We start from the raw sequence: 11,775 nt of genomic DNA on the forward strand, positions 1-11,775 counted from the left end.
TCGCGAAGCGTGCCGGCTGTTGCAGTTTGGCAACGAAAAAGGCCGCCTCGAGGGCGGCCTTTCCTGTTTCAGCGGAGCGCTGGTGTTATTCGGCGTCCTTGGCGGCCTTCTTCTTCGGCGCGGCCTTCTTCTTGGGCTCTTCCGCGTCGTCGGCCTTCTTGTCGTCGGCCTTCTTGGCGGCGGCTTTCTTCGCCGGCTTCACCTTGACGGCGGTTTCGTCCTCCTCGTCGTCGGCCATCAGCTCTTCCTTGCTGACCTTGACGTCGGTGACCGAAATCTGGCCGAGCAGGTGGTCGACCACCTTCTCCTCGAACATCGGCGCCCGCAGCGTGTTCAACGCTTCCGGGTTGTTGCGGTAGAACTCGAAGACTTCCTGCTGCTGGTTGCCCGGATAGCGGCGCACCTGCTCGAACAGGCCGCGCTGCAACTCCTCGTCCGACACGGTGACGCCGGCCTTCTCGCCGATTTCAGCCAGCACCAGACCGAGGCGCACGCGGCGCTCGGCAAGCCGCAGATACTCGGCACGCGCCTCTTCTTCCGTCGTCTCTTCGTCGGCGAAGGTGCGTCCGGCTGCTTCCAGGTCACGATTGACCTGCGCCCAGATGTTGTTGAACTCGGCGTCGACGAGCTTCGACGGCGCCTCGAACGAGTAGGACGCGTCGAGTTGGTCGAGCAACTGGCGCTTGACCTTCTGGCGCGTCATGGCGCCGAACTGGTTCTCGATCTGGCCGCGCACCACGTCGCGCAGGCGCTCCAGCGACTCCAAGCCGAGGTTCTTGGCGGTCTCGTCGTTGATTTCCAGCGCGCCGGGCTGGGACACTTCCTTGACGGTGACGTCGAAGGTCGCTTCCTTGCCGGCCAGATGCGCCGCCTGGTAGTTTTCCGGGAAGGTCACGGTGACCTGCTTTTCGTCACCGGCCTTGGCGCCGACAAGCTGATCCTCGAAGCCGGGGATGAACTCCTTCGAGCCCAGAACCAGCGGCTGATCGGTGCCGGCGCCGCCATTGAAGGCCTCGCCGTCGATCTTGCCGACATAGTCGATGGAGACGCGGTCGCCATTGGCGGCCTTGCCGGTCTTCGGCTCGTAGCTGCGCGCCGATTCGGCAACGCGCTGGACCTGTTCGTCGATCTCGGTGTCCGGCACATCGAACACCTGGCGTGTCACCTTGATGTCGGAAAAGTCCTTGATCTCGATCGCCGGAATGATCTCGTAATTGAGGCGGAACTCGAAGTCGGCGCCGCCGGCCAGGATCTTCTCGGCTTCCTTCTCGTCCTCGGTCATGATGACTTCGGGCTGCATGGCAGCCTTTTCGCCACGCCCGGTGATGATCGAACGGGTCGAATCGTTGAGGATCTCGTTGACCACTTCGGCCATGAACGACTTGCCGTAGACCTTGCGCAGGTGTTGCACCGGCACCTTGCCGGGACGGAAGCCGTTGATGCGGACCTTGTTCCTGGCATCCGAAAGCCGCGCCATCAGCTTGGCTTCCATGTCACCGGCCGGCACGGTGATCTTGATCTCGCGCTTGAGACCGGAGTTGAGCGTTTCGGTGACCTGCATCGTAAAACCTTTGTTTTCACCAATGAGACTGCCACGGCCTCTGCCGTTTACAGCCTGCCGGTATATTCTTGCCGGGAATGGCTTTTGGTACGGAACCTGGCGATTTGACCGAAAATACGGCTCAAACTCTCCCAAACTGCGTTCCAAAATGTGAATAAGTTCTTGTTTTTCCTACTTCTTATCACATTCTGTAGAAGCGGATCGTCGCGTCCCGTCACATTTGACACGCCTTTTGTCACAGGCGAGGCTAATTTTCAACAGTCTTCGCATTTCGCCGAACAACCATCATTTTGGCCCTGACCCGACATCTTGTCTCCGACATTGACAGAATGATGGCTACATGGGATTGCCGATCCATTGCGGATGTGGCGGAACTGGTAGACGCCCTGGATTTAGGTTCCAGTGCCGAAAGGCGTGGGGGTTCGAGTCCCTTCATCCGCACCATTCACACCTTGGCCGTTTTACCTGCCTACTCCTGTTCTCGACTCTGTCTTTCCTTGGCGCAGCCCTGCGCCTGGCGAGAGTCCTGCTGATTGATCGCTTGAGACATAGCCGGCAATGAGATCAACTCATTATGGGAAAATGGCGGGACAACAATGACACTTGAATACTGGAACAAGGCGCACATCTGTGGGCTGCTCTCGGTTCGTTTCGGGCTCACGAGCTACCTTGAGATCAACACGAGCACCACTGGTTTCAGGTACGCGGAAGCACGGCAATTGGGTTTTCAGCCCTGCATGCGTCTGGTCTATCGGGCGACTGAGCCGCCGCTCGATGGCCTCCCTGTCGATTTCACCTCCGCAGATGAAGATATCGCCGCATGCCTCGAAGACACGCGCCTGAAGGGACAGACGTTCGACCTCGTCTTCGTTGATCCGCATCACACATACGAGTGCTCGGCGCGAGACATCAGGGAGGCTTTCCGCATGGTCGCGCCCGGGGGTGCCGTGGTGGTACATGACTGCCTTCCCCCTGACCGGGCGGCAGCCAATCCCGCTTTCTTTCACGGCGAGTGGTGCGGCGTGACCTACAAGGCATACATCGATTTCGTTCTGGGCAATCCGGATCTCGACTATTTCACCGTCGATGCCGATTACGGCTGTGGTGTCATTTTGAAGCCCATGGGAACTGGCGCGAAGATAAAGAACTGGCTGCGCGCCCGGCGCGCTCGGGGATTGAAAGGCGAGTGGCTTGCGATCGGCAATGATTTCGATGCGGCGTTCGACAAGCTTGTCAGCGACAAGACAAGACTTTTGCGCCTTGTCGACTTTCGCCTGCTTCGCAGAAAGCTTGGCTGAAACGACCGTCGGCCGGCCCTTATCAACGGCACTATGAAGCAGTGACATGGTCGACGATTTTGCGTCGACCAATCCCAGCATTGCCCCAAGAGCTTTAGGCTACGCCTCGAAGACCTGGCGTGTGAACCACTCTGTCAGCTTTGCAAGCTCCGGCCCCAGCACACGATCGTCGTCGACAGGCGGCACGATATCTCTGACCTCAGTGACGAATGATTGCAGCGCCGGCGGCGGCGTGCGTTCGGTGACGTGCAGCGCCTGGGAGGCGATCATCGCCAGCATTGCCATGGCCGCGTCGACGCAGCGACCGGCGGTCGCTTCCTTGGTCCATGCAAAGAACGCCGTCGTGGCGACATCGTCCTGCCCGGCGCCGGCTGATTCCGTGCCCGGAATGAAGGTGCGCTGTGCCGCCAGCTTGGCCTGCTCGAGATAGCCGGTGATCGCCATCGGCACGTAGCCGACATTGCCGTGGCCGTCGCTGTCGGCTGAGTGTCGTCCGGTCATGAGGAGATCGGGTAGCAGCGACACCTTGCCGTTGAGGAGTTTTGAGGCGTGGCGGTCGCAGAGCAGGCAGATATCGGCCCATATCGCCGCCAGATCGTCGAGCGCCGGCGTCGCCATGGCGTTGTGGTAGCCGCCCGTGCTGATGCAACGGCCGAGCGGATGTGCATCGTCCGGTGGGATGTAGACCGGATTGTCCGATATCGAGGCCAGCGACACGGTGGCCGCCCGCTCTGCCGTCGCCAGCGCACGATGCGCCTGACCGAGGACGCGCGGCACGATGCGGTAGCTGACCGGCGCCTGATAGTTGCGTCGCCCGTCGCCGGCGCCGACCAGAAATTCCCGCAACCCCTGCAGGGCCGCGGCTTCATGTTCATCGCCCCAAAGCGCGTCGAGCGCCGCGTCATAGTGCTCGAGTGGAGCGCGAAACGCCTCGATCGACAGCGCGAACACTTTTTGCGCCATGCGGATGCGGCGGCGCGCCGCGAGCGCCGCGTCGGCCACCAGAGCGGCAGCGCAGGGTGAGCCGTTGATCAGCGAGCCGCGTTCCTTGACCTCCAGATCGAAGCGCGTCGAAAGCTCGGCAAACAGCGGATAGAGCGCCAGGATCTCGCCGGCGCCGCCTTGGCCCGACGACGGCACGACCGGCATGGGTCCACCGTCCAGCATCGCGGCAACGGCCAGCGCGATGCGCGGCGTGGTCGCGGCATTGCCCTCGATGAAGTTGGTCAGGCGGGCAAGCACGATCCCCCGAACCACGCGATCCGGCAGCGGATCGCCGAAGGACGTGGCGGCGGCGAACGCCTTGATGCGCGCATGGCGGTCCCGCTCGTCAGGTTCGAGCTTTCGGCTCGCCAGTTCCCCCATGGCGGTGGTGACGCCATAGATGACCGGTGGCGGATCGGATTCAATCAGCTTGAGGAAGGAGGCACGGCATTCGGCAATGCGCTGCAGGGCCTTCTCGCCGATCGCCACCGTGTCCTTCTTCCAGGCGACGCGGAGAACAGTGTCGAGGTTGATGTCCTCACGCGTCGACAGGCTAACTGGCATGCTTCACACCACGGCAGGTACGGATGCTGATACGGCAGGTACGAATACTAATAGAGTGGTTCCTCGAACAGCGTCTTGTCGCCGTCCACCAGCGCCTTGATCTGCGCGGTGCCGTCACCGGCAAGCGCGAGCCGGATGCCGAACGGCCGCACCCGCATGTCGTTCTGGATCGCCATCCCCTCGCCTTCCGGCAGATAGAAGCGCTCGATACCGTAGTCCGGCGTGATGGTCGCCTCTTTGCTGCGAAGGTCCCAGCCCTCGGCGACGTGGCCCGATATATCGGCCTCGTCAGCGGCGACCGGCGTTGGCGCCTTGCCGAACCAGGCGGTCGTCGGCTGCCAATAGCCGTCGGCGCCCTTCTTCAGGCGGACGACAATCGACGTATCGTCGCTGGAAAATTTGTCAGGCGGAATGTTGGCGATCATTTTCACCGGTATGCGCGAAATCTCGTAGCCCAGGATAATATAGTCGCCGCGCAGGAGGTCGCGCGGATCGACAGGCTCGATCTTCAGCAGCACTTCCTTGCCGTTGCGCAGGATCGCCGCCCGGCCGGCGATGATCCAGCTCAGGAAGCCGATCTGGACGAGCGCCAGCACCAGCGCCGAGATGACAAGCCTTTTCCCGGTGATCATGCCGTGGCTCCCTTGGTGACTGGGCCCTTCATGCGTTTTTCCACGCGGATGATGACCAGCGCAAGGATGCCGAGCAGCACGGCGGCGGCAAGGAAGAAGCCGGCAGTATCGAGCATCGATTGCAAGGTCACCACATAGATGATGGCGAGTTCGAAGGCGAAGCCGGCATAGGCGAGCCAGCGCAACCCGCGGCTCTCCCGCCCTGCCAGCACGATTGCCGCGACGATGCCGGCGAGCGCGACGACCGAGGCGATGGCGAAGCCGCTTTTGTAGGTGCTCTCGCCAGCCAGCTCGAACTGGATCATGGCCAGGCCGGTGAGGAAGCCGAGCAGCGCGTGCAAGGGCAAGCGGCCGCCGAGTTGCACGACCCTGTCGACCGGGCCTGGCGCGAAGACCGAGGCCGCGAACAGCAGCGCTGAGACGACGACCAGCGGGATCGCCACCTGCAGCGTGTCGTGGTTGGTGACCAGCAGCACGAGATAGAACAGCACCGACAGGATGATCAGGTGCCGAGCCGACTGGCTGCGGGTCCAGAACGAGACGGCAAACAGCACGATCGCCATGGCGACGAAGGCATGCGGAAATTCGCTGCGGCTGTAATAGTCGAAGCCTTTAAGGAACAGCCAGGCATCGGCAATGCCGACCGAAGCCACGGTCAGCGGGTTCGAGCGCAGCGCCACCGCCGCCAATGCCGTGCCGGCGCCCCAGGTGACCAGAGCCGACGCCTCGTCGCCGGACAGATGATACATCTGGCCGATCAGCGCGATCGACCCGCCGAAAGCTGCCGCCGCCACGATCCACAGCGCCTCGCCGATCGCCGCATGGTCGCGCATCTTCAACAGCGCACCGCCGACATAGCCGCCAAGGATGACCGCAAAGAGGGCCAGAACGCGCGCCAGCCGCGGGATCGCGTCCCAGTTGGCGGCGACGAAAATCAGGATGGCGGCGCCGAACAGCAAGGCGGCCATCATCGCCAGGATCGAACCGAAGCTGAGCGACTTGCGCTCGTTGGCCTCGACATCGCGCGCCAGGGAATCGGCAATGGTGGCGTCGATCAGCCCGGCCTGCTGCCAGCGCGCGATATCCGCCCTGACCCGCGACGAATAACTCGCCATCCCGCTTCTCCCCCAGTTTGGTCTTTTTTTCAGCCGACCCGGTCAAACCGTTGACGCTAAGGCATTTTCCGATTCGGGTTTCTTTGTGTCAGGTCCGTGAACGCTCGTTAATGCTGCATTGCACAATTTGCATTGCTGCCATGCAGCCATAGCGCTTTTAAATCGATATGGGTCCGCCTATTTATGGTTCGTACACAAACGGAATGATCCGCAAGAAAGACGAAACGAGAACTACCATGAACCTGATCCGCAACTACCGCAACTGGCGCCGCTACAGGGACACCGTGTCCGAGCTGAGCCGCCTGAGCAACCGTGAACTGACCGACCTCGGCATTAGCCGCAGCGACATTCCTTACGTCGCTCGCAAGGCGGTCTAATTCTTCGGACCGCAAATGGTCCGAACCAGTTTTGAAAAAGAGAACGACAATGAACCTGATCCGCAACTATCGTAACTGGCGCGTTTATCGCGAGACGGTTACCGAGCTGGGTCGCCTTTCGAACCGCCAGCTGCATGACCTCGGTATCGTCCGCGACGAAATCAAGATCATCGCCCGCCGGGCGATCTAACCAGAATTTCGCCAGGGTCGACCTCCTCCCCGACCCTGACGGATCCGGTCAACCTTCACCTCCTCCCGAGGGTTGACCACCAAAACGGCGCCCGCCGCACCTCCTCCCGCGGCGGGCGTTGTTTCCCAGAAACGGGTTTCGCCCCGTTTAAAAATAGCGAAAGAGTTTTCGTCAAAGCCGACCTCCTCCCCGGCAATGACGAATACGGTCGGCCTTCACCTCCTCCCGAGGGGCGACCCCAAAAACGACACCCGCCGGACCTCCTCCCCCGGCGGGTGTTGTTGTTTTCGGGGTTTGATTCCCTGAGCTGCTGTTTACCCAGCACCACGCACGGCAATTGCAATCGCCGCATCAAGCGATTATTCCGGCGCTCATGAGCAAAAATCCCATCCACATCATTGGCGGCGGCCTCGCCGGCTCCGAAGCTGCCTGGCAGGCGGCGCAAGCGGGCGTTCCCGTCATCTTGCATGAAATGCGGCCCGTTCGCGGCACCGATGCCCACAAGACCGACAACCTGGCCGAGCTCGTCTGTTCCAATTCCTTCCGCTCCGACGACGCCGACAACAACGCCGTTGGCCTGCTGCACGCCGAAATGCGGCTGGCCGGCTCGTTGATCATGAGCGCAGGCGACGCCAACCAGGTGCCTGCCGGCGGTGCGCTTGCCGTCGACCGCGACGGATTCGCCGACGCGGTGACGAAAAAACTCGAAGCACACAAGCTGATCACCATCCAGCGCGAGGAAGTGCCGGGCTTGCCGCCAGTGGATTGGGACCAGGCGATCATTGCCACGGGTCCGCTGACCGCGCCCTCACTTGCCCAGTCGATCGCGGAGGCGACCGGCGCCGACGCGCTCGCCTTCTTCGACGCCATTGCGCCGATCGTCCATTTCGACACGATCGACATGGATACCTGCTGGTTCCAGTCGCGCTACGACAAGGTCGGACCCGGCGGCACCGGCAAGGACTACATCAATTGTCCCCTGGACAAGGACCAGTACCTTGCCTTCGTGCAAGCGCTGGTCGACGGCCAGAAAACCGAATTCAAGCAATGGGAAGGCACGCCCTATTTCGACGGCTGCCTGCCGATCGAGATCATGGCCGAGCGCGGCGTCGAGACGCTGCGCTACGGACCGATGAAGCCGATGGGGCTGACCAATGCGCACAATCCGACGGTAAAGGCCTATGCCGTTGTCCAGTTGCGGCAGGACAATGCGCTGGGCACGCTCTACAACATGGTCGGTTTCCAGACCAAGCTGAAGCATGCCGAGCAGGTGCGTGTGTTCCGCACCATACCGGGTCTCGAAAACGCCGATTTTGCCCGCCTTGGCGGCCTGCACCGCAACACCTATATCGACTCGCCGATCTTGCTCGATGCCTCGCTGCAGCTGAAGTCGCGCCCCGGCCTGCGCTTCGCCGGCCAGATCACCGGCTGCGAAGGCTATGTCGAAAGCGCTGCGATCGGCCTGCTCGCCGGCCGCTTTGCTGCCGCCGAAAGGCTTGGCCACGCACCCTCCCTGCCGCCGCTCACCACAGCCTTCGGCGCCCTGCTCAACCACATCACCGGCGGCCACATCGTCTCCGATGACGAACCGGGAAAGCGCTCCTTCCAGCCGATGAATGTCAATTTCGGCCTGTTCCCGCCCGTCGAAGCCCCGAAGATCGAGGGCAAACGCATGCGCGGCAAGGACAAGACTGTCGCCAAGCGCCATGCAGTGACGTCGCGCGCGCTGCAAGACTGTCGCGAATGGCTGGGCTTGCCGGCGCCGACGGCGCAAGCTGCTGCGGAATAGCCGCGTGCCTGGATCCGAATTCGGCACGATCCCTCAGCTTCTGCCACCGGGCTGGCCGGAGAGTGAGGAACCGTTCGCTGGCGACTACGAGATCTTCTGGAGCATCTACATCCGCTGCAACAACAGGCGGAAGTTGCGCCAGGTTCACATACCGGCGCTTGAAGCGCTGATCGGCCAGCCCCATGGAGGCAAGGGCTGGGTGCTCGAAAACGAAGACTACAACGAGAACCGCGATCGAAGCTTGCAAAGGATCGTTGCCGTGCAGCGCCTCGAGGGCCGGTACAACGACCGATTCCTCGTTGATTTCATGAAGACGCTCTATTCGCTGTCGCCGTCCTGGACTATCCAAGCCCGCCTCAATCCGTCACATCCTCACGGCGTGTATGTCAACGCGCGATTTGCACGAGAGACAGCCCCAGAGGCACCGGCAGTTGTCGATGCAATGGTCGAGTTGGAGGGCAATTTCAGGGACGCCATGGGTGGCGAATCCGGACGTTACCTCGGGACGGGCCAACGTATTGGCGGTGATTCTGGAGCCGGCGGATCGTGATAGATTAGCTACTCTGCCGGCTCGGCGCCTGCCATCGGCAGCCCTGGCTTCCCCGCCTCTCCCGGATTTCGCCTGACATACGCCGCCTTCAGCGTCTCCGACGTTTCGCGCGAGCCGTCATGGCTCCAGCCTGGCGGCTTGATCAGATAGTTCACGCGGTCGCTCAAGGTCAGACCCGGCGCGAAGGCATCCTTGAACATGCCGATCCACTCATGGAACGCGACCTTCAGCGGATTGAACGTGCCCAGATTCCTGACGATGCCATAGCGCGGCCGGTCTTCCTCCAACTCCTCGACGAAGGTGCCGAACATGCGGTCCCAGATGATCAGCGTGCCAGCGTAGTTGGCGTCGAGATAGCGCGGATTGGTGGCGTGGTGGACGCGGTGGTGTGACGGCGTGTTGAAGACGAATTCGAACCAGCCCCACATCTTGCCGATCGTCTCGGTGTGGATCCAGAACTGCCAGATCAGGTTGAAGCCGAAGGTGAAGGCAATCACCGCAGGGTGGAAACCGAGCAGCACCAGCGGCGCCTGCAGCACGAACATGAAGGTGAACAGACCGGTCCAGCTTTGCCTGAGCGCCGTCGACAGATTGTAGTGCTGGCTGGAATGGTGGTTGACGTGTTCGGCCCACACCCAGCGCACCCGGTGCGCGATGCGGTGATAGACATAGTAGCGCAGATCATCGAGCAGGAAGGCGGCGAGGAACACCCAGGCCGACAGGCCGAGATTGAAGACGCGGAATTGCCAGAGCCACAGCAACGCCCAGTAGGACACGACGCCGAGCAGCAACCCGGCAACGACATTGCCGGTTCCCATCATCAGGCTGGTCAAGGTATCACGCGTCTCGAACGAGCCCTTGGCGCGGCCCGTGCGCACCAGCCAAAGCTCGATCAGGATCGCGACAACGAAGAACGGAATGGCCAGCTGGGTGACTTGCGGGAAATCGTAGCTGTCCATCACGCGGCCTCCCTGGCGGAATTCGGATGTTGCGGCTCAAGCGCTTTCAGCAAGCCTTGCGCATCCGCTGCGCTGGCAAAGCGGAAGCGGCCGCCCTTCCAGGTGAAATCGGCGAGCCGGAACGAGACCGTATTCACATCTTCGGCGTTCAAACCCGCGACATCTTGAGGCGTGACGATGCGGGTCAAAAAGCAGTCGCCGATGCTGTGAACGATGCCGATGCGCCCTCGCCCGATATCCAGAAATGCCGTCCTGGCATCCGCCGTCAGGCGAACCCGCGTAGCCATCTCATCGGGAAAATCCTCCGCGAAACGGCTCTGCGCCTGATCCGGATCGGCCAGCGTCGCTGTCCTGCTGCCGCCGGTGAAATGCACCGCGGCAACCGACAGCGCAATGCCAAAAGCGACGATGGCGACCAGCAACGGCAAGCTCATGAATGGGTATCTCCTCCGAGCCAGCCTGTCGTCTGCGGCGACAGTTTTGGCGCAGAGACTCCTTAGCATGATTGACGTTTACGTCAAAGTGCGGGCCAGCCTTTGCTTGCCCGACGCAGCAGCAGCCAATGCCGGCGCAAGGCCGACAGCCGCGCCACACCATCGAGCGGCGAGCCATTCTCCATCTTACCGAGATAGGCGCGCGACAGGGTCAGCGGCAGAAATGCCGGGCGCAGCAAGACCGGCAGAGCCGCTGCGCCCCGTTCAAAGGCGGTGAGATGCTCCCGCGCCAGCGCCATCATCGCCGCCACCGCGCGCTTGGCGCCGGGACCGCCGTCACCAGTGATGAACTCGTGCGGCGAAGAGCCGGCCGCGGCCAGGATATCGGCCGGGACAAAACATTGCCCGCGTTTGCGGTGCAGCGGCAGCAGCAGCAACAGGCCGGTCATCGCCTGGGCGCATCCCGCCCTGCCCGCCAGTTCGGCAAAGCGCGGCGCCTCGACGGGATCGAGCACCATCGCCGCAAGCTGAATGAGCGCGGCTGCCGTTTCGCCGCAATAGCCTTCCAGATCGGTGCGCGACGGCATCGGGTCGTCGTAGAGGTCGAAGATGCGCGCATCGAGCATGTTCTCGAAGGCCAGCTTCGGCAGGTTGAATGTCGCTATCGTGGCATTCAAGGCTTTGGCTGTGGGATGGCCGGCGCCCGCCTCCCCGCCGGCGGCAATGACATCGCGCCACCATTGCAGCCGCACCTCGCCAGGCAGCGCCTCATGGATGCGATCGCGAATGCCTGCGATCTCGGCATTGAAGGCATAGAGCGAAAACAGCGCGTCGCGCTTGTCCGCCGGCGCGTAAAGCGTGGTCAGATAGCGGTCATGATCGGCGGCGCGCACCGCGTCCATGACGATTTTGGCGCTTTGAGACATGTCAATCGACGGCGATGAGCGCGGCGGCCACGGCGCGCTCTTCCGCCAGAAGGACATTGTAGGTCCGCACCGCGGCACCGGTCGACATCGGGTCGGACGCGATGCCAGCGGCCTTCAGCGCGGCCCGCAATGCGGCGGGCAATGGCCGGAGATCCCTACCCATGCCGACCAGCAGGATCTCGACTTTGTCGGCTTCGGCCAGCAGCTTGTCGAAGTCCGCCACCGTCAGCACCAGGGGGTCTGCCGGTTCCCAGCCATGGATGCCGGACGGCAGACAGAGCAGCGAGCCGCGATGCGACATGTCGGCAAAGCGGAACCCGCCATTGCCGTAGGCCTCGATCGGCGCGCGGCCAGGGAAATGCGCCTCGCGGATGACGATGCCTTTGCTGGTCACCG

The 11,775-nt window shown here is 62.4% G+C and carries 13 protein-coding genes and 1 tRNA gene; 6 read left to right on the forward strand and 8 right to left on the reverse strand.

Annotated elements, in window-relative coordinates:
- Positions 1 to 85: 85 nt before the first annotated feature.
- Complete coding sequence (gene tig / locus FCU66_RS13330) at positions 86 to 1,561, reverse strand: trigger factor (protein ID WP_136616251.1); 1,476 nt, start codon at positions 1,559 to 1,561, stop codon at positions 86 to 88.
- A 359-nt stretch (positions 1,562 to 1,920) separates the two neighbouring features.
- Here tig and FCU66_RS13335 point away from each other — a divergent pair.
- Both FCU66_RS13335 and FCU66_RS13340 read left to right on the forward strand, forming a co-directional pair.
- Positions 1,921 to 2,005 (forward strand) — tRNA-Leu (locus FCU66_RS13335).
- 152 nt (positions 2,006 to 2,157) lie between these two features.
- Positions 2,158 to 2,859, forward strand: coding sequence for a class I SAM-dependent methyltransferase (locus FCU66_RS13340; protein ID WP_136616252.1), 702 nt, complete (start codon positions 2,158 to 2,160; stop codon positions 2,857 to 2,859).
- 99 nt (positions 2,860 to 2,958) lie between these two features.
- Here the strand turns inward: FCU66_RS13340 and FCU66_RS13345 are convergent, their stop codons facing one another.
- The 3 genes from FCU66_RS13345 to FCU66_RS13355 are packed head-to-tail and all read right to left on the reverse strand — an operon-like array spanning position 2,959 to position 6,154.
- On the reverse strand, positions 2,959 to 4,407 hold the full coding sequence (locus FCU66_RS13345) for an aromatic amino acid lyase (RefSeq protein WP_136616253.1): 1,449 nt from the start codon (positions 4,405 to 4,407) through the stop codon (positions 2,959 to 2,961).
- A gap of 47 nt (positions 4,408 to 4,454) precedes the next feature.
- Positions 4,455 to 5,039: a GDYXXLXY domain-containing protein gene (locus FCU66_RS13350; protein WP_136616254.1), complete on the reverse strand. Its 585-nt coding sequence runs from the start codon at positions 5,037 to 5,039 to the stop codon at positions 4,455 to 4,457.
- A complete protein-coding gene (locus FCU66_RS13355; RefSeq protein ID WP_136616255.1) occupies positions 5,036 to 6,154 on the reverse strand; it encodes a DUF2157 domain-containing protein in 1,119 nt (372 codons plus the stop codon). Before FCU66_RS13355 ends, FCU66_RS13350 begins: the two co-directional genes overlap by 4 nt.
- 236 nt (positions 6,155 to 6,390) lie before the next feature.
- Here FCU66_RS13355 and FCU66_RS13360 point away from each other — a divergent pair, with 236 nt between their 5' ends.
- The 4 genes from FCU66_RS13360 (at position 6,391) to FCU66_RS13375 (ending at position 9,060) form a co-directional block, all read left to right on the forward strand.
- Positions 6,391 to 6,531 (forward strand): DUF1127 domain-containing protein, encoded by a 141-nt coding sequence (locus FCU66_RS13360; protein ID WP_013531315.1) that lies wholly within the window; start codon positions 6,391 to 6,393, stop codon positions 6,529 to 6,531.
- Between the two features lie 49 nt (positions 6,532 to 6,580).
- Entirely contained in the window at positions 6,581 to 6,721 is a 141-nt protein-coding gene (locus FCU66_RS13365) for a DUF1127 domain-containing protein (protein ID WP_019858543.1), read from the forward strand.
- A gap of 373 nt (positions 6,722 to 7,094) precedes the next feature.
- Positions 7,095 to 8,510, forward strand: coding sequence for a methylenetetrahydrofolate--tRNA-(uracil(54)-C(5))-methyltransferase (FADH(2)-oxidizing) TrmFO (gene trmFO, locus FCU66_RS13370; protein WP_136616256.1), 1,416 nt, complete (start codon positions 7,095 to 7,097; stop codon positions 8,508 to 8,510).
- A 4-nt stretch (positions 8,511 to 8,514) separates the two neighbouring features.
- Complete coding sequence (locus FCU66_RS13375; RefSeq protein WP_168991732.1) at positions 8,515 to 9,060, forward strand: hypothetical protein; 546 nt, start codon at positions 8,515 to 8,517, stop codon at positions 9,058 to 9,060.
- Between the two features lie 8 nt (positions 9,061 to 9,068).
- Here the strand turns inward: FCU66_RS13375 and FCU66_RS13380 are convergent, their stop codons facing one another.
- The 4 genes from FCU66_RS13380 to FCU66_RS13395 form a co-directional block, all read right to left on the reverse strand.
- The gene (locus tag FCU66_RS13380) at positions 9,069 to 10,019 is read right to left on the reverse strand and encodes a sterol desaturase family protein (protein ID WP_181956550.1); all 951 of its coding nucleotides are present in this window, start codon (positions 10,017 to 10,019) and stop codon (positions 9,069 to 9,071) included.
- Positions 10,019 to 10,453, reverse strand: coding sequence for a hypothetical protein (locus FCU66_RS13385; RefSeq protein WP_136616258.1), 435 nt, complete (start codon positions 10,451 to 10,453; stop codon positions 10,019 to 10,021). The genes FCU66_RS13380 and FCU66_RS13385 overlap by 1 nt, the downstream gene beginning before the upstream one ends.
- Before the next feature lie 83 nt (positions 10,454 to 10,536).
- On the reverse strand, positions 10,537 to 11,379 hold the full coding sequence (locus tag FCU66_RS13390) for a phytoene/squalene synthase family protein (RefSeq protein WP_168991733.1): 843 nt from the start codon (positions 11,377 to 11,379) through the stop codon (positions 10,537 to 10,539).
- 1 nt (position 11,380) lies between these two features.
- Positions 11,381 to 11,773 (reverse strand): Mth938-like domain-containing protein, encoded by a 393-nt coding sequence (locus FCU66_RS13395; protein WP_136616259.1) that lies wholly within the window; start codon positions 11,771 to 11,773, stop codon positions 11,381 to 11,383.
- Positions 11,774 to 11,775 lie beyond the last annotated feature (2 nt).

The sequence above is a fragment of the Mesorhizobium norvegicum genome (genome assembly GCF_004919685.1).
Taxonomy (GTDB): Bacteria; Pseudomonadota; Alphaproteobacteria; order Rhizobiales; family Rhizobiaceae; genus Mesorhizobium; species Mesorhizobium norvegicum.

Bases quoted from the DNA above. Each gene is read 5' to 3' on its own strand.
- FCU66_RS13365 (WP_019858543.1), top strand. From the start codon at position 6,581: ATGAACCTGATCCGCAACTATCGTAACTGGCGCGTTTATCGCGAGACG.
- FCU66_RS13385 (WP_136616258.1), bottom strand. From the start codon at position 10,453: ATGAGCTTGCCGTTGCTGGTCGCCATCGTCGCTTTTGGCATTGCGCTG.
- FCU66_RS13360 (WP_013531315.1), top strand. From the start codon at position 6,391: ATGAACCTGATCCGCAACTACCGCAACTGGCGCCGCTACAGGGACACC.
- tig (WP_136616251.1), bottom strand. From the start codon at position 1,561: ATGCAGGTCACCGAAACGCTCAACTCCGGTCTCAAGCGCGAGATCAAG.
- FCU66_RS13380 (WP_181956550.1), bottom strand. From the start codon at position 10,019: ATGGACAGCTACGATTTCCCGCAAGTCACCCAGCTGGCCATTCCGTTC.
- FCU66_RS13390 (WP_168991733.1), bottom strand. From the start codon at position 11,379: ATGTCTCAAAGCGCCAAAATCGTCATGGACGCGGTGCGCGCCGCCGAT.
- trmFO (WP_136616256.1), top strand. From the start codon at position 7,095: ATGAGCAAAAATCCCATCCACATCATTGGCGGCGGCCTCGCCGGCTCC.
- FCU66_RS13340 (WP_136616252.1), top strand. From the start codon at position 2,158: ATGACACTTGAATACTGGAACAAGGCGCACATCTGTGGGCTGCTCTCG.
- FCU66_RS13350 (WP_136616254.1), bottom strand. From the start codon at position 5,039: ATGATCACCGGGAAAAGGCTTGTCATCTCGGCGCTGGTGCTGGCGCTC.
- FCU66_RS13355 (WP_136616255.1), bottom strand. From the start codon at position 6,154: ATGGCGAGTTATTCGTCGCGGGTCAGGGCGGATATCGCGCGCTGGCAG.
- FCU66_RS13345 (WP_136616253.1), bottom strand. From the start codon at position 4,407: ATGCCAGTTAGCCTGTCGACGCGTGAGGACATCAACCTCGACACTGTT.